This window comes from Flagellimonas baculiformis (assembly GCF_033441575.1).
GTDB classification, from domain to species: Bacteria; Bacteroidota; Bacteroidia; order Flavobacteriales; family Flavobacteriaceae; genus Flagellimonas; species Flagellimonas baculiformis.
This window is the reverse complement of sequence record NZ_JAUZVW010000001.1, coordinates 351,925-370,843: the sequence shown is the minus strand read 5'-3', so window position 1 is coordinate 370,843 and position 18,919 is coordinate 351,925. Positions and strand designations below refer to the sequence as shown.

20 protein-coding genes and 1 riboswitch are annotated in these 18,919 nt (G+C 45.2%); of the genes, 13 read left to right on the top strand and 7 right to left on the bottom strand.

Annotated features, from left to right (window positions below; all coding sequences use genetic code 11):
• Positions 1-77: 77 nt before the first annotated feature.
• From SD450_RS01685 to SD450_RS01665, 5 genes are all read right to left on the bottom strand, one after another.
• On the bottom strand, positions 78-467 hold the full coding sequence (locus tag SD450_RS01685; protein WP_318342923.1) for a DUF1398 domain-containing protein: 390 nt from the start codon (positions 465-467) through the stop codon (positions 78-80).
• Between the two features lie 109 nt (positions 468-576).
• Complete coding sequence (locus SD450_RS01680) at positions 577-1,284, bottom strand: galactosamine-6-phosphate isomerase (protein WP_318342922.1); 708 nt, start codon at positions 1,282-1,284, stop codon at positions 577-579.
• Positions 1,284-1,835, bottom strand: coding sequence for a gluconate 2-dehydrogenase subunit 3 family protein (locus tag SD450_RS01675; protein WP_318342921.1), 552 nt, complete (start codon positions 1,833-1,835; stop codon positions 1,284-1,286). The genes SD450_RS01680 and SD450_RS01675 overlap by 1 nt, the downstream gene beginning before the upstream one ends.
• A gap of 16 nt (positions 1,836-1,851) precedes the next feature.
• Positions 1,852-2,931 (bottom strand): Gfo/Idh/MocA family protein, encoded by a 1,080-nt coding sequence (locus SD450_RS01670; protein ID WP_318342920.1) that lies wholly within the window; start codon positions 2,929-2,931, stop codon positions 1,852-1,854.
• Positions 2,932-2,945: 14 nt separating this feature from the next.
• Complete coding sequence (locus SD450_RS01665) at positions 2,946-4,637, bottom strand: GMC family oxidoreductase (protein ID WP_318342919.1); 1,692 nt, start codon at positions 4,635-4,637, stop codon at positions 2,946-2,948.
• Positions 4,638-5,016: 379 nt separating this feature from the next.
• On the opposite strand from SD450_RS01665, the gene SD450_RS01660 reads away from it, so the two are divergent.
• The 3 genes from SD450_RS01660 to SD450_RS01650 all read left to right on the top strand — a co-directional run bounded on the left by SD450_RS01660 (position 5,017) and on the right by SD450_RS01650 (position 7,753).
• Positions 5,017-5,832 (top strand): helix-turn-helix domain-containing protein, encoded by an 816-nt coding sequence (locus tag SD450_RS01660; RefSeq protein WP_318342918.1) that lies wholly within the window; start codon positions 5,017-5,019, stop codon positions 5,830-5,832.
• Positions 5,833-5,977: 145 nt separating this feature from the next.
• Positions 5,978-6,089, top strand: a riboswitch (TPP riboswitch).
• A 61-nt stretch (positions 6,090-6,150) separates the two neighbouring features.
• Positions 6,151-6,750, top strand: a complete 600-nt coding sequence (pnuC, locus tag SD450_RS01655) for a nicotinamide riboside transporter PnuC (RefSeq protein ID WP_318342917.1) — start codon at positions 6,151-6,153, stop codon at positions 6,748-6,750.
• On the top strand, positions 6,737-7,753 hold the full coding sequence (locus SD450_RS01650; protein ID WP_318342916.1) for an acyl-CoA dehydrogenase family protein: 1,017 nt from the start codon (positions 6,737-6,739) through the stop codon (positions 7,751-7,753). The genes pnuC and SD450_RS01650 overlap by 14 nt, the downstream gene beginning before the upstream one ends.
• A gap of 85 nt (positions 7,754-7,838) precedes the next feature.
• Here SD450_RS01650 and SD450_RS01645 read toward each other — a convergent pair whose 3' ends face one another.
• Positions 7,839-8,846, bottom strand: a complete 1,008-nt coding sequence (locus SD450_RS01645) for a glycoside hydrolase family 43 protein (protein WP_318342915.1) — start codon at positions 8,844-8,846, stop codon at positions 7,839-7,841.
• 627 nt (positions 8,847-9,473) lie between these two features.
• On the opposite strand from SD450_RS01645, the gene SD450_RS01640 reads away from it, so the two are divergent.
• From SD450_RS01640 to SD450_RS01595, 10 genes are read left to right on the top strand one after another with little or no spacing between them, the layout of a single operon-like run.
• On the top strand, positions 9,474-10,628 hold the full coding sequence (locus SD450_RS01640) for a cysteine desulfurase family protein (protein WP_318342914.1): 1,155 nt from the start codon (positions 9,474-9,476) through the stop codon (positions 10,626-10,628).
• Entirely contained in the window at positions 10,625-11,779 is a 1,155-nt protein-coding gene (locus SD450_RS01635; protein WP_318342913.1) for an XdhC family protein, read from the top strand. Before SD450_RS01640 ends, SD450_RS01635 begins: the two co-directional genes overlap by 4 nt.
• Complete coding sequence (locus SD450_RS01630; protein ID WP_318342912.1) at positions 11,776-12,381, top strand: nucleotidyltransferase family protein; 606 nt, start codon at positions 11,776-11,778, stop codon at positions 12,379-12,381. The genes SD450_RS01635 and SD450_RS01630 overlap by 4 nt, the downstream gene beginning before the upstream one ends.
• Positions 12,378-12,614, top strand: a complete 237-nt coding sequence (locus SD450_RS01625; RefSeq protein ID WP_318342911.1) for a MoaD/ThiS family protein — start codon at positions 12,378-12,380, stop codon at positions 12,612-12,614. Before SD450_RS01630 ends, SD450_RS01625 begins: the two co-directional genes overlap by 4 nt.
• Complete coding sequence (locus tag SD450_RS01620; RefSeq protein ID WP_318342910.1) at positions 12,611-13,624, top strand: HesA/MoeB/ThiF family protein; 1,014 nt, start codon at positions 12,611-12,613, stop codon at positions 13,622-13,624. Before SD450_RS01625 ends, SD450_RS01620 begins: the two co-directional genes overlap by 4 nt.
• Positions 13,617-14,060, top strand: coding sequence for a molybdenum cofactor biosynthesis protein MoaE (locus SD450_RS01615; RefSeq protein ID WP_318342909.1), 444 nt, complete (start codon positions 13,617-13,619; stop codon positions 14,058-14,060). Before SD450_RS01620 ends, SD450_RS01615 begins: the two co-directional genes overlap by 8 nt.
• Entirely contained in the window at positions 14,060-14,956 is an 897-nt protein-coding gene (moaCB, locus tag SD450_RS01610; protein ID WP_318343088.1) for a bifunctional molybdenum cofactor biosynthesis protein MoaC/MoaB, read from the top strand. Before SD450_RS01615 ends, moaCB begins: the two co-directional genes overlap by 1 nt.
• Positions 14,949-15,941, top strand: coding sequence for a GTP 3',8-cyclase MoaA (gene moaA / locus SD450_RS01605; protein ID WP_318342908.1), 993 nt, complete (start codon positions 14,949-14,951; stop codon positions 15,939-15,941). The genes moaCB and moaA overlap by 8 nt, the downstream gene beginning before the upstream one ends.
• Positions 15,941-17,107 carry a molybdopterin molybdotransferase MoeA gene (locus SD450_RS01600; RefSeq protein WP_318342907.1) on the top strand — a complete coding sequence of 389 codons (1,167 nt, stop codon included), beginning with the start codon at positions 15,941-15,943 and terminating at the stop codon, positions 17,105-17,107. The genes moaA and SD450_RS01600 overlap by 1 nt, the downstream gene beginning before the upstream one ends.
• Before the next feature lie 3 nt (positions 17,108-17,110).
• The gene (locus SD450_RS01595; RefSeq protein ID WP_318342906.1) at positions 17,111-17,866 is read left to right on the top strand and encodes a sulfite exporter TauE/SafE family protein; all 756 of its coding nucleotides are present in this window, start codon (positions 17,111-17,113) and stop codon (positions 17,864-17,866) included.
• On the opposite strand, the gene SD450_RS01590 is transcribed toward SD450_RS01595, so the two are convergent.
• On the bottom strand, positions 17,863-18,210 hold the full coding sequence (locus SD450_RS01590; protein WP_318342905.1) for a winged helix-turn-helix domain-containing protein: 348 nt from the start codon (positions 18,208-18,210) through the stop codon (positions 17,863-17,865). The genes SD450_RS01595 and SD450_RS01590 overlap by 4 nt on opposite strands.
• Positions 18,211-18,919: the final 709 nt, after the last annotated feature.

Here is an 18,919-nt window from a genome sequence, read left to right as displayed (position 1 = left end):
TTTTAGTATGTAATATAGAATAAAAACTGCAAATTTTTGGAAGCCTCTACTATGGATAGGTATGTCCGAATATGGTACTACTGGGGAATTTCCTCGACCAGTATCTCCTTTCCTTTTTTATCGTAATACGTGCAGGTCATTTTTTTCATGGATATCGCCCATTTCTCGATGCCCATTTCGGCACTCATAGCTATAAAAGTGGGATAGTCCGTATTCCCTTTTTGATGCTCTTTCAACTCAATCAGGAACTGTTCCCTGTTGCACGCATCCGCAATGGCTATGGTCTCGTATTTGGCAGGTGCCTTGATGGTATGTCCATTGGTCCCGTGATAGTCAACATGTCCATCAGCCACATAGGTTTCATATTGGGTGACCCCCAGAGTTTTGATTTCCTGTATGTAAGCTGGAAAATCCGCACCTGACTTTACTTTGCCATGCGCGGCCTTGATTTGCTCTATTGTAAACATAGTCCTTTGTTGTATGGTTTGTGTGGTTTCTGTAAATGTAATGGAAAATCGATTGCAGCAAACATCAAAATGGTAAAGACGGGAAGGACAATACCAAAGAGACTTAGCCCTAGTTTTCTTTCACCCACAAACAATCCACATTGGGGTGCAGCCATAAAAAAGTTACGGGAAACTGGGGAGTTATTTTTCCTTTTAGGAGCATGGCGGTTGCTTCTTTCTTTCCGTTTCCACAGATCAATAGGATGATTCTTTTTGCAGATAGGATATTTTGCATTCCCAGCGTCATTCCATATTTGGGTCTTTGTGGCAGTTCGCTTACCATGCCGTGCGCTTTGGATTCCTCCGACAGTTCGGCAACATGGCAAAAAGGTTGGAGCGCATCGGCAGGTTCATTGAAACCGATATGTCCGTTTTTTCCCAAGCCCAGAATACATAGATCTATCTCTTCTTTTTTTTCGATAAGTTTTTGAATCCGGGCACATTCGGCTTCTGGGTCTTTGGGGTTGGGAACAAAACCTGTGTAGCGATCGTTGCTTATTTTGAGGGGATGGAGCAGCTGCTCTTGCAGATAACGTTCACAGGAACTTGGATGGTCTGCTGGGAGTCCTCCCCATTCATCCAATTTTAGAACATGCAGCCCCTCAAAAAGTTTGGGGTCGTCCACAAAGGCATCTGCCAATAGCTGATAGGTTCCTGTGGGTGAATTGCCCGTTGCGGTGCAGAGTTCAAGGTCTTTTTTTTGTGCCAATTCATCCATGATGATCTTGGCGGCATGGGCACTCATTTGCCCATAATGGTCAAAAGTGTGTATGTTCATTACGCCCAAGCATTTTCACCATTATACGGAATACAGCCTTCAAACCTGCCGGGGACAGGGTTGTATCGAAGTGCTTTCGTGGCGCCGGGTTCGGAGGAGAAATACCCCCACAAAGTGAGTTCTTTCAGCATGCCAAAGAAATGTGGTTTGTCTGATAATCGGTAATTTCTTGCCTCATCATTAAATTGGATCAACAGTTCCAACTTTTGTTCCTGGGTCAGGTCAAGAAACGTTTTTCCGTATGTTTCTTCGGATTTTTCGGTTATGGTTTCGAGTCCGTTGATGAAGATGGAAGTCTCATCAAGATCATAACAATCGTTCACCATGGTTTTGATGAATGTCCCGACATGGGCCGCCTTGGCACCGGGCGATTGGTCAGTGTCCGGGAGAATGGTCTCGCCAATTTCATCCAATAATGGTACATCGGTATCCGTGATCAGTTGCGCTCTTTTTTTGGGAGGAGCGGAACAGCCCGATAAGAATAGTTCGGCTCCGATGATACTGCTGCCCAGCGCAATGGTCGTTAGTTTTAAAGCTTCTCTTCTTTCCATGGTTTGGTCTTTATAACTACTGCTTCCATAATTTATAAGGTTTGTCCGCTTCGGTCTTGAAGGGCAGTTCCACTTTTTTCCCAGAACCAGCCGATTCGTAAGCTGCAAAAATGACCTCTAGAACGGCCCTGCCGTCCTCCCCGGTCACCAAGGGTTGTTTGTCGTTTTTGACGCAATCCACAAAGTGTTCAAACTCTTGGGGAAAGCCATAATTCCAACTTTCCTCATACATGGTGTAGCTCCATCCAATGGTGTTTCCTGCTTTTTCCACTGCGTAGCCGACCCCTTTGTTGCTATAGGTCTGTATGGAACTGCCTTGGAGCAAATCGGCGTAGGCGACACCCTCCAATCCATGTATCTCCGCTTTGTCGTCCATGCCGCCCAGTTTGGTCCAGCTTTCCTCCATCATGGCCACCACGCCGTCCTCAAATTCCAAAATGATGATGGCATTGTCCTCTCCCTTGGTTTTATCCGTATGGACACTGGTCATCATTTGCGCATATACCGATTTGATGGCCTTTCCGGGGTGTAGCCAACGAAAAAATTGGATGGCATGGCAGCCCATGTCCATAGTGACCCCGCCACCGGACCGTTCCACGTCCCAGAAATGATCGGCATGTGGCCCATCGTGCTTTTCGGATTGTTTGAAGAGTACAGGTTTTCCCAGGGCACCTTCATCCAAAAGTGCCTTCATGCGAACGTATTTTGGGGCAAAGCACAGTTCTTCGGCATACATGAGCTTCACATTGGCCTGTTTGCACGCATCGATCATAAGGTCGGCTTCCTTAAAGTTCATGCATAGTGGCTTTTCGACCACGACATGCTTGCCCGCTTTTGCAATTTTCAGTGTGATCTCGCAATGAAGATAATTGGGTGCCCCGATGACCACCATGTCAATTTCCGGCATGGCCAGCATCTGGTCCAGATCGGTAAAGTGGTTGGGGATATTGAATTTTTCCGCAAAGTTCTTGGCATTCCCTTCGGTGGGGGACATGACCGCCAAAATTTCGGCATCGGCCACCCGGCCCAATGCGTCTGCGTGTATGCTCGATATGAATTGTGAACCTACGAGTCCGATCCCTACTTTCTTGTCCATTGTTGCATTTTTTATTATAAAATTCCATTTTTGAGTTGTGCCACGGCATAAGTGGCCGCGCGGGCCGTAAGTGCCATGTACAGGATGGAAGGGCTTTGGTTCCCTGTACTGGTCATGCAGGCACCATCCGTGACAAAGACATTCTTGCAGGCATGCAATTGGTTATGCTCGTTCAAAAGGGAGGTTTGTGGGTCTTTGCCCATCCGTACACCGCCCATTTCGTGGATGTCGAGGCCCGGGGCCTGTTTGTTGTCCAAGGTTTCGATGTCCGTACAACCCATTTGTTCCAGCATTCTTTGGCTTTCAGTCAAAAAATCGTTGACCATTTTGTCATCGTTTTCGTCATAGCCTACATCGGTCACCAAAAGGGGAATGCCCCAATTATCCGTCTTGTCAGGGCTAAGATATACCCTGTTGGAAGCCTTGGGAATGGTCTCGCCCTGCATGTACATATAGATGCGCCAATCGCCAGGCTTACTGATCCGATGTTTAAAGTCGGCTCCAAGTTGAGGGACATTTTCAGGCACTTCTTCGGTCCTGTTTCGATAACCTCCTGTAAAAATGGTATAACCGCCTACAAAGTCGGTATCCTGTTCCTTGAGGTTGCGATAATTGGCGATGATACATTCCGAAGGTCTTGATCCGTAATAATATTTATCCTCGTATCCACTGATTTTTCCGCCAGCACTGGCCCTATAATTATGGAAGCCAACATACCTCCCCAATAGGTCATGGTCATTGCCCAAGCCGTTTGGAAAGCGTTCCGATCTTGAATTGAGCAAGATCAGGTTGGAATTGAGCGCAGATGCATTGACAAATATGATACGTGCATTATAGATAATCTCTTCTTTGGTGTTCGTGTCGATGACCTTGACCCCTGAAGCTTTTCCGGAAGCATCATCATAGATGATGGAGTGTACTACGGAAAAGGGACGAATGGTCAGGTTTCCGGTTTTTTCCGCCCAGGGCAAAGTGGACGCGTTGGAACTGAAATATCCTCCAAAGGGGCAGCCCCGCATACACTTGTTTCGGCATTGGCATTTGCTCCGACCTTGGTCCAAGTGTATCTGTTCCGGCTCACTAATGTGGGCCCATCGGCCTTGCGCCAAGTATCTACCGGGAAACTGTTTTTCAAGAACATCCTTCATATGTTCTTCCACACAGTTCAGCTCGAAAGGGGGAAGAAATTCGCCATCGGGCATGGCTTCGATGCCGTCCTTGTTGCCACAGACCCCTATGAATTTTTCCACATGGGAATACCAAGGTGCAATATCATCATAACCAATGGGCCACGCTATCCCGTAGCCATATTTTTGGGGCGCCTTGAACTCATAATCGCTCCAACGCTGGCAGGCACGCCCCCAGATGAGTGATTTACCGCCCACTTGATAGCCCCTGATCCAATCGAACGGTTTTTTTTGGATGTAGGGGTGATCGGCATCTTTGATGAAAAAATGGGCCGTGTCCTCCCCAAACCCGGAAGCTTTGGTGGTCAGGGGATTTTCTTGGTAGAACTCCTTGGTCATCCTGCCGCCATGGGCAAAATCCCAAGGGTCCATGGTCATGGTCGGGTAGTCCTTGATGTGCCTTACATCACGTCCCCGTTCCAATACCAGGGTTTTGAGGCCCTGCTCGCAGAGTTCTTTGGCCGCCCAACCCCCGGATATGCCCGATCCGATCACGATGGCATCAAACTGGTTTTCCATTGGAGATATGTTTGTGTTTTCCATTTCCGTTTTGCATTTTGAAGATTTCCTGAGTCAAAACCGTCAATTCGAGTGAAATTCCAGAGGAATTTTGTATCGAGAATAGGTTTTGAGCTTGAAATTTTGGTTCTCGATACAATTTTTCGAAAGAAAAATTACTCGAACTGACATATTCCAGCCAAAATGCCCAACAGGTTTCCTTTAGTCTTAAAGTTATAAAACCTTTTGTACAATTTTAGGTTTTCGTTCCTCACATATTGTTCTATTTATTAGGGATTTCTTGTTCGGCGGATTATGGCCAGATTTCCAAAGGTGGTTGTTTCATCCGACACTCTTTTTGTAAATTACCCCATATTTTTTGTAAAATCGTGATGGGACAATGATCAAAGAGGCAGATTTAAAACGCTTTTACTTTGAACTGGATGAGGAGACACCTGTGCAGGTGCTTCTGAACAGGCATGAGGATGTTGGTGAAGGCTGGTTCGATATGCATTATGAACTGGAACTGGGGGTTGTGGTCGAAGGAAGAATGGTCCGGGAATACTTTGGTCACAAGGAGGAAATTGGACCCGGGGACATCTGGCTTTGCAATATGTGGGAGCCACATGGTTTTGAGATTTTGGAGGCCCCCTGCGAAGTGGTCGTTTTTGTAGTGGACCCAAAATATGGGGCCACATCCCATTTTCTGAACAAGGATATTTCCAAGGCATTCATGGCTCCACCCTCCGAAAGGCCAAGGACATTGTCCAGCTCAAAACAGGAGATGAAAGGTTTGGCCAAAAAGGTACAGATACAATTTTCGGAAGATGATGATCCTGATTGGGCGAAGCTTTATTTCTTCCAGACCATGCTTTCATTGATTGAAAAGTGGGAACCGCAGAGCCTTGTGACCGATTATGGCTCCCGAACATCCATTCAAGGTGCCCTTCGGTTGATTTTCAAGGAAAGACGATTGATCACCACCAAAGAGGCCGCATCGGTCTGTAATATGTCGGTCACCAAGTTTACCGCCCTGTTCAAGGACCTCATGGGGTCAACTTTCTCTGATTTCGCGCTACGATACAGGATAAAGGGTGCTGCTTCCCAATTGAAGAATTCGGACCTCACCCAAGAGGCTGTGGCACTGAATTGGGGATTCACCGATGCAAGCCATTTGCACAAACACCTTTATCACACAGTGGATAAAAAGTTATGAACCAACTGTTTGGCTCTATTTTTACTCAAAGATCTCACCAATGGGCCTTCTGTCCGAGGCATCGAACAAAACCACAAACAATGGGGAGGGGTTATTTTTTAAAAGGGATGGACATTTTTTTGGAGTCGGAACTATTCCATATCTTTGGGGTCAAATGGGGTGTCCTGTGAAAACAGGGCTGAGATCAAACCCTGAAGTTGACCACTTCGCACCTGATCCAGGTAATGCTGGCGTAGGGAATTTGGCAAGGCCGTTTTGGCCTCTGTTCCATGTTGGGTATCCCATGAATTTTTGGAATGCATTTATGACCCAATACAAATGGAACTCTTTTCACAATTGACTTTATTGCAATGGCTTGGAACAATCTTTGGCGTGGTACAAGTGCTTCTGGCCCGACAGAACAATGTCCATAACTATCTTTTTGGCATCATTGCCATATTGATCAGCATTTGGGTGCTGTACCAGTCCAGATTGTATGCCGATATCTTGCTCAATCTCTATTATTTGGTGATGAGCATCTATGGATGGTTCTATTGGAAAATGGGCAAGCAACAGCAAGAAACCCGCATTTCATCTGCCACACGGAGAGAACATGGTATTGCCATCGGGATTCTAATAGGATGCTTTGTGCTGATGGTCTATTGGTTGGTGTGGTACACAGACTCTGATGTCCCCTACTGGGATGCCGTTGTATGTGCCTTTGCCTGGGCCGGGATGTGGCTCATGGCCAAACGAAAAATAGAGAATTGGATCTATCTGAACATCAGCAACCTCATATCCGTACCTCTCTTGATCTACAAAGAACTGTATATCTATGCCGGGTTGACCACATTCTTGTTCATAGTGGCCATATCGGGGTATATCCGATGGAAAAAGATTTTGGACCAAGAAGAAAATGAGGGATATGCAAAAGCTTAGGGAACGCTGTTTTGGGCAAAGGGAATTTCCACAGGAGGTATTGGATTGGATGGCCCAAGAAAACCTTTGGAACATTTGGGTCCCGAAATCCTACGGAGGATTGGAGATGACGTTGGCCGAAGGTTTGGAGAAATTGCGGTCCCTTGCCCAGATGGATGGAAGCTTGGGATGGACGGTCACCCTTTGCAGTGGTGCCAATTTTTTTATAGGAAACCTTCGGGAAGGGGCGTCCAAAGAAATTTTTGCTGATCCAAGGGAACCCGTGTGTTTTGGGGGCAGTGGGGGTGTATTTGGAACTGCGGAAAAGTTAGGCGATGGATATGTGGTCTCCGGAGTATGGAAATATGCCACCGGCGCACCCTATCTTACCCATTTTACCTTGAACGCCAAGATTCTGGAAAAAGGCGAAGAGGTGCTTACCGCAGAAAATATCCCTTTGGTACGGTCTTTTGTCGTAAAAAGGGAAGATGTTGAAATAATCCAGGATTGGAATACGATGGGACTGAAGGCAACGGCAACACATTCCTTTGTGATCAAATCCAAATGGATCCATGAAAAGTTTGGTTTTGTGTATGACGAATCCATGTTGCCCCATGACATTTTCAAAGTGCCGTTTGCTGTTTTTGCAGATCTGACCCTATGGGTCAATTATATCGGTATGGCCGCGCATATATTGGAGGAGGCCAAAAAAATAGCAAGTCCCGACGTGGCATTGTACAGATTGCTTGCCTTGGTGACCAAGACCGATCACCAAGTGATGGAATTTGCTGAACGGGTACAACGGATGATTGACAGAGGGGAGGAACTGCCGCAATCCCTTATCAATGAAATACATAGCGAAGCTTCCGATACGGTAAGGTCACTCTCGGGGGCAATTATCTCGGTCTATCCCCAATTGGGCATACGCGCAGCTACTGAAAACCATCCACTGAACCAAGCGTTCAGGGATTACTTTACAGCCACCCAGCATCATATTTTCAGTGAATTGGGTAGGAGAAGTTAGAGGTATAATTCTCTTTTATGATAAGTGAAAAGAGTCTCTTTCCAACCCTGTTTACTTTGTCAATCAGTCTTTTGGGAGAATAGATTCAGGGGTTGCCCACTCCCTCAAAAGTCATCTTCACGGGTTTGATGGTGCCATCCGCATTGAACTCCATTTTGTCCATGCACGTGACCCGATGGTCACGATCCAGGTTAGGTATCGGTCTTCTGTGGTAAACGATGATCCATTCATCCGTTCCAGGCCTGTTGATCACGGAATGGTGCCCGGCACCAGTGGCAATGTCCCCTTCCTTGGATTGCAAGATGGTACCAATACGCTTATAGGGCCCTGTGGGTTTGTCTGCCATGGCGTAGGCCACTTTATAGCTTCCATTCGTCCAGCCACCTTCCGACCACATAAAATAGTAGATTCCATTGCGCTTGAACATGAAAGGACCTTCCACATAACCTTCGGGTGTAATTTCCTTGAACAGGCTACCGTCTTCCCAGGGCACAAAACCCGTAAAGTCGGCGTTGAGCCTTCCCAGATTGCAATGGCTCCAACCTCCATAAAAGAAATAGTAAGTGCCGTTGTCCTCAAAAACAAATTGATCGATGGGTTGGGCATTATTGTGGAAATCCGAGATCAACGGTTTTCCCAAATAGTCTTCAAAAGGACCCCCTGGGCTATCGGAAATTGCCACTCCAATGCCCCCGAAGTGGTTGATGTCGTTGTCTGGGTCATAACCGTCTCTGCCGGGTCGCTGAATATCATTTGCCCCAAAGAACAGATAATATTTATTGTCTTTCTCTATAATGGAAGGTGCCCAAAGTGCCTGCCTCAACCATTTGATATTGGTGGTATCCAAAATCCGTTCATGTTTATCCCAGTGTACCAGGTCCTTGGACGAAAAGGCATCAAAATGGAGTTGTTTGTCATAATCGTCGGAATAGGTAGGATAGACCCAATAGGTGTCCCCGAACACAATTCCTTCGGGATCGGCATACCACCCTTCAAAAATGGGGTTGTTATGCTGTTCTTGCTTTGTTTCTTGTGCAAATGTCCGTCCACCGAACATTGTACAGCCGGCTAAAAAGAGAATTTTGATCTTCATAAGATATTTTTTGAATTGATGGCCCACCACCTTATTGCAGCAATGGATGCCTCAATCTTGAACAGGTCTTCACAAAACTAATATAATTATCAAGTTACTCTTTTTACATGGATGGACTCTTTTTTATAAAGAAAGGAAACGGAACTTGATGTGAAGTCCTAACGATCAAAAGATAACAGATAAAAGATTTCAAGAGTATAAATTTGGGGCTTTCCTTGCACCTAACCCTCCTTTGTCGGTCGATGTCCACCGAGGTTTTTTCCGGATAAAAGGCAACTGTTAGGTCATTAAAAAAGATGATAAGAATATATCCGATCAATGGTCAAAATTTCCTCGTACAGTAGTAGTGGTCCAGATGAGGTCTCTGTGGTACCTAAAACCTCATTGACCATTCCAAGACTTGTAAAAAGAAGTATATCCTTGACGTTGTATTGGATAAAACACTTGTATTGACACTAGATTTTTCAGAATACTTTGAACGTCCTGACTGATTTTGTCCAATTCGCCTTGGGCGGTCCATCAAAAAGCTTTTGTTCAGTTCAGTGCGGCAATCCGTTAGAAAAAGTATGCCAGAACCCACAATATTAGTAAATTGCGTTATGTACAAGTGTGCATAACGAAGTTTTCATGGTTTTGAGTGATAAAATTTATCTGGATTATAATGCAACCACACCAGTTGAACCTGAGGTGGTCAAGGTCATGATGCCTTTCTTTACGGAAAGTTTTGGCAATGCGAGCAGCGATCATTCCTTTGGCTGGTTTGCGGATGATGCCGTGGAAACAGCTCGGAACCAGGTGGCGAAGTTGGTCAATTGTAGACCAACAGAGATAACTTTCACATCTGGAGCCACTGAAGCCGCTAACTTGGCTTTGTTCGGTTTTTGCAGGAAGAACAGGAACAAAGGAAACCATATCGTCACTTGCAGCACGGAACACAAGGCCGTACTCGAAACCATGGACGCGTTGGAAGAAGAAGGTTTTGAGGTCACTTATCTAGATGTGGATGGGCAAGGGAACATTGATTTGGAGGAACTGGATAAAATGATTTTGCCAACAACTTTACTGGTGTGCATCATGTTGGCGAACAATGAAACAGGACTCATTCATCCTATAAAATCCATTGCTGGGATAGCCCATGGAAAAAATGTGGCCCTGATGTCCGATATCACACAAGCTGTTGGTAAAATCCCGGTGGATTTGGAAGATTTGGGAATTGACATGGCCATTTTTTCATCACACAAAATTTATGGGCCCAAAGGTGTGGGTGCCCTATATCTGAACAAGGACAACAACACGACCATCGCCAAACACTTTTTTGGAGGGAACCATGAAAAAGGAGTGAGGCCGGGAACCCTGAATGTTCCCGGAATAGTTGGATTTGGTGCTGCATGCAAAATGGCAGGAGCAAATCTCCAAGAAAATTATCAAAACCAATTGGACTTACGAAACCAACTGGAAGAGGAGTTGTTGACAATAGAAGGAGCCATCATAAATTCTCACGGTGAGGAACGACTGCCCAATACCACAAATGTATCGTTTGCAGGAGTGGACGGGACAAAATTGCTCCGTTATTTGAATACATTGGCTTTATCACGCGGTTCTGCTTGCACCTCCAACCAAATGAATCCATCGCATGTCTTGAAGGCCATGGGGCTGGAAGATGGCCATGCCTTGGCGAGTTTACGGATCAGTACAGGCCGAAACACCACCTCGGAGGACATCCAAAAGGCAGTTTTGAAAATCAAAACGACAGTAAATCAATTAAAAGCTGTTGCCTTATGAGGGAGTTGGATGTGATCATAGCACAATATCAACAGCTAAAATCACAGGGCATACGCTGTATTTTGGCCACAGTGGTGCATGTTGAGGGCTCATCCTATCGAAGGGCCGGCGCACGGATGTTGGTGGACGAATACGGGAATATCACAGGGGCCATCAGCGGAGGCTGCTTGGAAGGGGACGCGCTCAGAAAGGCACTTTATGCCTTGGATGTGGGAGAAAACAAACTGGTTACTTACGATACCAGCGATGAAGATGATGCCATAATCGGGGCCCAGTTGGGTTGCAATGGAATCATTCAAGTGTTGTTTGAGCCCATTGATTACACGGATAGGTATAATCCCTGCGAACTTTTTAAAACTGTCGTTGAACAAGAAGTTCCCAGGACCATTTCTGTTGTTTTTGATCTGGACAAAACCCAGCAACAACTGGGGACCATTCTGACTGCGGATGAAAATAGGGCAGTACTGGGAAGGGAAATCCCCGATGGTTTGCACCAAGCTTTGCTTGTCAAAAGCAATGAGGCCATTGGCAATGGTTCCTCTTGTTTTGCAGAGCTTGTGACTAAAGAGAAAACACATTTTGTGTTCACCCAAATACATCAGCCCGCTGTAAAATTGATTTTGGTAGGAGCTGGCAACGATGCCCAGGTCTTGGCACAACAGGCCGAACTTTTGGGTTGGAAAGTAACCGTGACCGATGGACGCCGCACCCATGCGAATAAAGAACGTTTTGCGGGTTCGTGCCAAGTCATTGTCACCAAGCCGGAAGAAATCTTGGAAAACATCAACATTGACCAGCGAACATGTTTTGTGCTCATGAGCCACAACTATAACTATGATCTAAGTGTACTGCGGTTAATATTGGAAAAACCCCAAATACCCTATATCGGGATATTGGGACCTTCAAAAAAATACGACCGTATGCTCCACGAATTGACTGATGATGGCATTCAAGTTTCGAAAGAGGACTTGGCCAAGATCCATGCACCCGTAGGATTGGAAATAGGGGCGGAGACGCCGGCCGAAATCGGATTGTCCATTTTGGCGGAAATCCAGAGTGTATTGACCCGCAAGGAGGCCCGGCCTCTAAAACAAAAAACAGAGCCCATTCATGATACTACAGCAAATCAATTTCAAAAGATAACCCTTTGAATGCAAGAGAAGACATAGCGGTGGTGGTTTTGGCAGCAGGTGGTTCCACTCGTTTGGGGCGGCCCAAGCAATTAGTGGAATTCAAAGGAAAGACGCTTTTGGAACGCACCATGGATAATGTAGATAATCTCGGATTCCAAACCAAGATATTGGTGCTGGGCGCAAATTTGAAGGATATTCAAGAAAAAATTGATGGTGAAGGATACAGCGTGGTGTTCAATGAAGAGTGGGAACAAGGAATGGCATCCAGTATAAAAATAGGTCTGGAAGCCGCCTTGTCAATAGAAAATGAATTGGATCATGTGTTGTTTTTAGTGTCCGATCAGCCCTTTTTGGAATTGGAAAATTTACATAAACTGGTACACACCCAGTTGACTCAAAAGCCTATGGCTACTTATTCCCAATATGGGAATGACATTGGAGTACCTGCCATTTTTGGTAAAGAAACATTTCCACTGTTGTTACAGTTGGAAGGAGACGAAGGGGCCAAGAAACTGATGCATTTGGAAGGATTTGATTTCTGTACGGAGACCTTCAAAAAGGGTGTGTTTGATGTGGATACCGAAGAAGATGTGCAGCAACTAAAGCAAATGGAAGAATGAAAGTAACCATTAAATATTTTGGTTTGGTGGCCGAAGCTACTGAAAAGTCCGAAGAGGTTTTGGAGTTCAACGGACCGCTGACCGCTTTGGAACTAAAAGCACAATGTTTGAACGGATTGGCTATAGCGGACAAAGATTCGATACAGATAGCCGTGAACCAAAATTTAGATGATCAAATAACCCTAAAAGATGGTGATGAAGTGGCCTTGTTGCCACCATTCGCAGGAGGATGAGCAGGTACGACAGACAAATAAAACTCACGGAAGTTGGCCCAGAGGGTCAGGAAAGGCTTCGCAATGCCAAGGTATTGATTGTTGGTGTTGGAGGATTGGGCTGTCCTGCCGCGATGTATTTGGTTGGCGCGGGTGTGGGCAAGATTGGCCTGATGGACCATGACAGGGTTGATATATCCAATCTGCATCGACAAGTGCTCTTTCAAGAATCGGATTTAGGAAGGTCAAAAGCATCCGTAGCCAAGGAACGCCTGGAAAAGCAGAACAGTGAGGTACAGTTTGAGGTATATGAAGAACCGTTGACGATTGAAAATGCTGAATCTATCATTCGGCAATATGATGTGGTCTTGGATGGTACGGATAATTTTGAAACCAAATATCTCATCAACGATGCATGTATATTGACTGATAAACCTTGGGTTTTTGCCTCCATTTATAAAAATGAAGGACAATTGTCGGTCTTCAATTACAAAAATGGACCTACGTATCGATGTGTATTCCCAAAAAGTACCCGACAGAACATCAGTTGTGAGGCTACGGGAGTGTTGGGTGTATTACCGGGCATTTTGGGAACGCTTCAGGCAGCCGAAGTCCTTAAAATTATTTTAGGGTCGGGCGAGGTACTATCCGGTAAGCTAAAGCTCATCAACATGATGCAGACCAGCGAGCAAACCATCAAAATAAACAAGCGACCCGAAGAAGTGGAAAAAATACGCAAAGGGGGAATTGCCCCCCTTTATATCGATTGTGACTTGAAGGACAAGGAGCAATGGTATCTCGATGTGCGCGAGGCGTTTGAACAGCCCAAACCAAAAGGAAAAAAAGTGTTGAGCATTCCCTTGGGCGATCTCACATCACGATACCGGGAAATTCCTGATAATCAGGAGGTTTTTGTGTTCTGCCAGTCTGGAAAGCGAAGCAAGAACGCAATCGAAATCCTTAAAAATGAATTTGGTTTCCATAATTTGAAAAATGTGGAAGGCGGTATAGAAACTATTATCGATGGATAAGAAAAAACCGAAAAAAGTATTTGTACAAGGGGCCATTCCTCCCGAAAAAATAGCCCAATCGGTGGCCAACCACCAAAGCAAGACCAATATTGGTGCACACAGTATTTTTTTGGGACAGATCAGGGCAGATGAAGTAGATGGTAAAACCGTGACCGCCATCGATTATACAGCTTATGAAGAGATGGCGGAAAAAGTGTTCCACGAAATACGTGAAACCGCTTTTGCCAAGTTTGACATTACCTGTGCCCATATTTACCATAGTCTGGGCAAGGTGGGCGTTGGAGAGCTTTGCCTGTTTGTGTTCACTTCATCGGCACATCGAAAAATTGCGATAGCCGCCACCAACTTTTTTGTGGAAGAGATCAAGGCAAAAGTGCCCGTGTTCGGCAAAGAAATTTTTGAAGACGAAACCCATCAATGGAAAGTGAACAAGTAATGGTAGACATCACATATAAGGTAACGACCCTTCGGGAGGCCACTGCGGAAGCCATCGTAAAAACAAGTAATCAAGCTACAATCGATGCAATTCAAAACAACGAAGTTCCCAAAGGGAATGTGTTTGAAATGGCCAAGGCAGCGGGATTGTTGGGCGTGAAAAAGACACCGGACCTCTTGCCCGATTGTCATCCGTTGCCCATTGAATACACAGGAATCGACTATGAAATCAATGGTCTGGACATCATCATTTCGATGACGGTAAAGACCATTTACAAAACAGGGGTGGAGGTAGAGGCAATGCACGGAGCAAGTGTTGTGGCGCTCACCATGTACGATATGCTCAAACCGATTGATAAGAATGTCGAAATCGGCACCATCCGTCTCAAATCGAAAAAAGGAGGAAAATCCTCTTATAAAATCAATTCGGAAGGCTTGACCGCTGATGTTGTTGTTTGTTCCGATACCATTTCCAAAGGAAAAGGGGAGGACAAGGCAGGCGAAGCGATTATCGAGAAATTGGAGGCTTTTGGGGTAACATCCCAAAAAAGCATCATTCCAGATGAAGCCGAGGAAATCATCAAGAAAGTGGAAAACTCTTCCGTAGACATGTTGATTTTTACAGGAGGTACGGGCGTGGGGCCACGGGATGTCACCCCTCAGACTTTGGAGCCCTTGTTGGACATCAAACTAAAAGGAGTAGAAGAACAAATGCGAAGCTACGGGCAAAATCGGATGCCGTATGCGATGTTCTCGCGTTCCATCGCGGGCATCAAGGACGGTAAATTGATTCTGGCACTACCTGGTTCCACCAAGGGAGCAGCGGAATCCATGGATGCGATTTTCCCACACGTGCTGCACGCATTTAAAGTGATAGAAGGAAAAAGACATGATTGACAAAAAACCACAAATACTGGATAATTTTGGTAGGCCGCACACCTATCTCCGCATTTCATTGACGGATCGGTGCAACCTTCGGTGTTTTTACTGCATGCCCGAAGAAGGTATTGAGTTGATGGAAAAACCGAGCATCATGACCCTGGAGGAAATCATCGAGATGACCAGAACATTTCGGGATCTGGGTGTGGATACGGTTCGGTTGACAGGTGGTGAACCTTTGGTTCGGAAGAATTTTGGCTTTTTGGTCGAGGAGCTGGCCAAACTGGGCGTGACCCTTAAATTGACTACCAACGGTATTGTGCTTGACAAGTATCTGGAACTTTTCCAAAAGATAGGATTGCGTAAGATCAATTTTAGTCTGGACACCTTGGACAAGGCCAAATCCATATTTATTACCAAGCGCGATTATTACGACCGGATCATGGAGAACCTCGAAATGGCGCTCGATATGGATATGGACATCAAACTCAATGTAGTTTTGATCAAAGGGGTGAACGATAACGAAATCAATGACTTCATCGCCTTGACAAAACATAAGGGTTTGACCATCAAGTTCATTGAGTTTATGCCCTTCAAAGGAAACAAGTGGGACTGGAGCAAGGGTGTCGGCAAAGAAGAAATCCTGCAGACCATTGGCAATGCATTTGGTGAAATAGAGGAACTTCAAAATCCAAAGCACAGCACTTCCACTAATTTTAGGGTCAAGGGACATAAGGGTAGTTTTGGAATTGTCAGCACAATTACCAATCCTTTTTGTGATGAGTGCAACCGCATTCGCCTCACGGCAGATGGCAAAATGAAAAATTGCCTGTTCGCCACATCAGAGACCGATCTGTTGACCCCATTGCGCAAGGGAGAAAAAATGGAATCCATCATTTTGGACGCCATAAAATCCAAAAAGCATTCCCGGGACGGCATGGAAGTAAAAATGGACGCAGCGCACTATGAGCAAAACCGTTCAATGATTTCAATAGGGGGCTAATGGTAACGATTTCTGAAGCACTTCGCATCATTGATGATCAAAAAATCAATGTAAAAAGTCAAACCCTTCGCTTAGGGGAATCCCTTGGATATGCCCTATCAAAAGATACGTTGTCACCCTTTCATGTACCTGAGTTTGACAATTCCGCTATGGACGGTTATGCCCTGTGTGGACTTTACCAAGCATATAAACTGGTAGGTGAGGTAGCAGCAGGGGAATCCAAAAAAATACAGTTGAATGATGGGGAGGCCGTCCGTATTTTTACTGGGGCCAAAGTGCCCCATGCCACTTCCGCGGTGATGATGCAGGAGAAAACCTCGGTGGAATCGGGCACACTTTTTTTGGACGAAATGCCCAGAATAGGACAAAATATCCGAAAAAGAGGAGGGCAACTGACCGAAGGGCAATTGGTATTCGGGAAAGGACATGTTTTGGGCCCACCCTCACTATCCTTGATGGGAAGTCTCGGATTGGAACATTTGGACGTATTTTCAAAACCTCGGGTCAACATCGTCACTACCGGCAATGAACTGGTGCACCCTGGACAACCCAAGCAAGAGGGACAGATATACGAATCCAACAGCTTTGCCATTGCGGGAGTGTTGCAGCAATTTGGGTTCCAACATCAGCATAAAATGCAGATCAAGGACAATCTTGAGGCAACCAAAAAAGGCATTAAAAATGCCTTGGAATCCTGCGATGTTTTGATTGTGTCTGGGGGGATATCGGTAGGTGACTACGATTTTGTCCGGCCGGCCCTGGAAGCGAACGGAGTGGATGAATTGTTTTATCGGGTACTCCAAAAGCCTGGAAAACCATTGTATTTTGGACGAAGGGCAAACCAATTTGTTTTTGCACTGCCAGGCAATCCTGCATCGTCCCTTACTTGTTTTTATATGTACGTGCTTCCTCTGCTGCAAAAGTTTTCAGGATATGGAAAGGTAGGTTTGCCCACGTACCAATTTCCCATAAGCCATGCCTATACGAACAATTTTGGACGCCCCTCCTTTCTCAAGGCCCATGTATTCGAGGGAAAGGTAGAGATATTGGATGGACAGGGATCCTCCATGATCCAATCCATGGCCATTGGGAATGCCTTGGCTTTTGTGGATGACGGGATAAAATTGAAAGAAGGGGATTTGGTGGATTGTAAATTGATTTCTTGACTGATGAGTGTGGAATATTTGCCCATCGTTTTCTTTTTGATCGCACTTTTTTATAGCTCGGTCGGTTTTGGGGGAGGGTCCAGTTACTTGGCCATTTTGAGCCTTTTCCTGACCGATTTTTATGAGATACGCTCCACGGCACTCATTTTGAATATCTGTGTCGTGACCATTGGGACCATAGTCTTTATCCGCAACCGGGTGTTCGATATGAAACTGTTCTGGCCGTTTTTGCTGATGAGCATTCTGTTTGCCTATTTGGGTGCTCAAATACGCTTGTCGCAAACCGTATTTTTTCTGGTGCTGGGAAGCGCCTTGGTCATGGCCGGGATTTTTATGCTGCTCCGTTTTGCAAAGAAAAAACTGGATTCGAAGAAATTTTCCAATCCGAAAAAATTGGCACTTGGTGGTGGCATCGGTTTGCTTTCCGGAATTTCTGGAATTGGCGGAGGTATTTTTCTATCCCCGGTGCTGAATCTTTTAAAGTGGGAAAACCCACGGGTAGTAGCCTCGCTGGCCTCTGTTTTTATTCTGGTCAATTCCATTTCTGGTCTGATTGGCCTCAATGTGGCAGGAACCTTCAAGTTACACGACGAACTGACATTGCAATTGGTGGTGGCAGTTGTGATCGGAGGAAGTATCGGTTCCTACTTATCCAATAAAAAGTTCAACTTGAAATTTTTGGGCTTCCTTACCAGTATTTTGGTTCTTTATGTGGGTTTCCGATTGATTTTATTGCACGGTTTTGGTATAAAGATTTAAATCAGCGCCAACATTTCATCGGTATATTTTTGCATGGAGATAGTGATTTCATCATTCATTTTTAAAAAGGTGGAAAGCACTTTCTTGCCAGTCTCCGTTAGTTCGGCCCCACCCCCTTCGGCTCCACCTTTATGGAGGTCCACATAAGGTTTCTGTCCCCTTTGATTCATGTCTTCCACCATGGACCAAGCCTTGCGATACGACATTCCCATTTCCTTGGCCGCTTTGGACAAAGATCCATTTTTGGCAATCATCATCAATAGTTGGGCCCGTCCAGGGCCAAAGAATTTTTTTCCATCAATATCTATCCAGCATCTGGTTCGAAGTTGTTTAATACCTTCCATAATCGCAACTTTAAGTATTGGCCAATGATTTTGTTCTTTTTCTTGAAATTGCCTGAGCCTAAGGTAGGGATTAATCGCCATGTGGGTATTACCTTGGAGTCTTGAATAAAGGGTTGTGCAACTGGTGATGATGGCTGAGTGACCATGGGAGCGAGTTCTCCTTAAAGCGGGAACACCATAGAATTATGAGGCAAAAGGAAAACGAGTTTATTTTGCCTTTTTTTGCTGAACATTGACTGAGACCCAAAAGGGGTCAATTCGTTTTTTTACTAAATAGTTGTGTACATGGCTAGATATTGTATAAGCCTGGTCCATATGCAATTTGAATACGGTTCAGGTTTCGGTCAATTGGTCCAAGCCAAAAAGTAGGCGTTGGAGTCTTGATTATCAAGAACAGGTAGAGCGAGATTCCCATTGACAATATTTTATTGGGACTGTACATGGATGGTGAATATGACAAGATGGGCATAAAAACAAAGTACCGAGTCTCCTTGATGGATTGTTCCATACAACTGATGCTGTTGGAAAACGACATGTATAGTAAGGTTCCATACTGGCTTTTTCGGATTTTCTGTGCAAAAAAGGTTAATAGGGACGAATAAAAGCCCAAGGACAGATTCATAAAAAAAAGTCAACCTTAACTATAATATATCTGTTTTTTCACTTCCTTTGAACTGTGATTTAAGAGCCTCGCCTTAGGCGAAAGGCC

What these genes read in the sequence shown, in the direction of transcription:
- SD450_RS01685 (WP_318342923.1), bottom strand. Translation starts at nt 467, where the DNA reads ATGTTTACAATAGAGCAAATCAAGGCCGCGCATGGCAAAGTAAAGTCA.
- SD450_RS01680 (WP_318342922.1), bottom strand. Translation starts at nt 1,284, where the DNA reads ATGAACATACACACTTTTGACCATTATGGGCAAATGAGTGCCCATGCC.
- SD450_RS01675 (WP_318342921.1), bottom strand. Translation starts at nt 1,835, where the DNA reads ATGGAAAGAAGAGAAGCTTTAAAACTAACGACCATTGCGCTGGGCAGC.
- SD450_RS01670 (WP_318342920.1), bottom strand. Translation starts at nt 2,931, where the DNA reads ATGGACAAGAAAGTAGGGATCGGACTCGTAGGTTCACAATTCATATCG.
- SD450_RS01665 (WP_318342919.1), bottom strand. Translation starts at nt 4,637, where the DNA reads ATGGAAAACCAGTTTGATGCCATCGTGATCGGATCGGGCATATCCGGG.
- SD450_RS01660 (WP_318342918.1), top strand. Translation starts at nt 5,017, where the DNA reads ATGATCAAAGAGGCAGATTTAAAACGCTTTTACTTTGAACTGGATGAG.
- pnuC (WP_318342917.1), top strand. Translation starts at nt 6,151, where the DNA reads ATGGAACTCTTTTCACAATTGACTTTATTGCAATGGCTTGGAACAATC.
- SD450_RS01650 (WP_318342916.1), top strand. Translation starts at nt 6,737, where the DNA reads ATGCAAAAGCTTAGGGAACGCTGTTTTGGGCAAAGGGAATTTCCACAG.
- SD450_RS01645 (WP_318342915.1), bottom strand. Translation starts at nt 8,846, where the DNA reads ATGAAGATCAAAATTCTCTTTTTAGCCGGCTGTACAATGTTCGGTGGA.
- SD450_RS01640 (WP_318342914.1), top strand. Translation starts at nt 9,474, where the DNA reads ATGGTTTTGAGTGATAAAATTTATCTGGATTATAATGCAACCACACCA.
- SD450_RS01635 (WP_318342913.1), top strand. Translation starts at nt 10,625, where the DNA reads ATGAGGGAGTTGGATGTGATCATAGCACAATATCAACAGCTAAAATCA.
- SD450_RS01625 (WP_318342911.1), top strand. Translation starts at nt 12,378, where the DNA reads ATGAAAGTAACCATTAAATATTTTGGTTTGGTGGCCGAAGCTACTGAA.
- SD450_RS01620 (WP_318342910.1), top strand. Translation starts at nt 12,611, where the DNA reads ATGAGCAGGTACGACAGACAAATAAAACTCACGGAAGTTGGCCCAGAG.
- SD450_RS01615 (WP_318342909.1), top strand. Translation starts at nt 13,617, where the DNA reads ATGGATAAGAAAAAACCGAAAAAAGTATTTGTACAAGGGGCCATTCCT.
- moaCB (WP_318343088.1), top strand. Translation starts at nt 14,060, where the DNA reads ATGGTAGACATCACATATAAGGTAACGACCCTTCGGGAGGCCACTGCG.
- moaA (WP_318342908.1), top strand. Translation starts at nt 14,949, where the DNA reads ATGATTGACAAAAAACCACAAATACTGGATAATTTTGGTAGGCCGCAC.
- SD450_RS01600 (WP_318342907.1), top strand. Translation starts at nt 15,941, where the DNA reads ATGGTAACGATTTCTGAAGCACTTCGCATCATTGATGATCAAAAAATC.
- SD450_RS01595 (WP_318342906.1), top strand. Translation starts at nt 17,111, where the DNA reads ATGAGTGTGGAATATTTGCCCATCGTTTTCTTTTTGATCGCACTTTTT.
- SD450_RS01590 (WP_318342905.1), bottom strand. Translation starts at nt 18,210, where the DNA reads ATGGAAGGTATTAAACAACTTCGAACCAGATGCTGGATAGATATTGAT.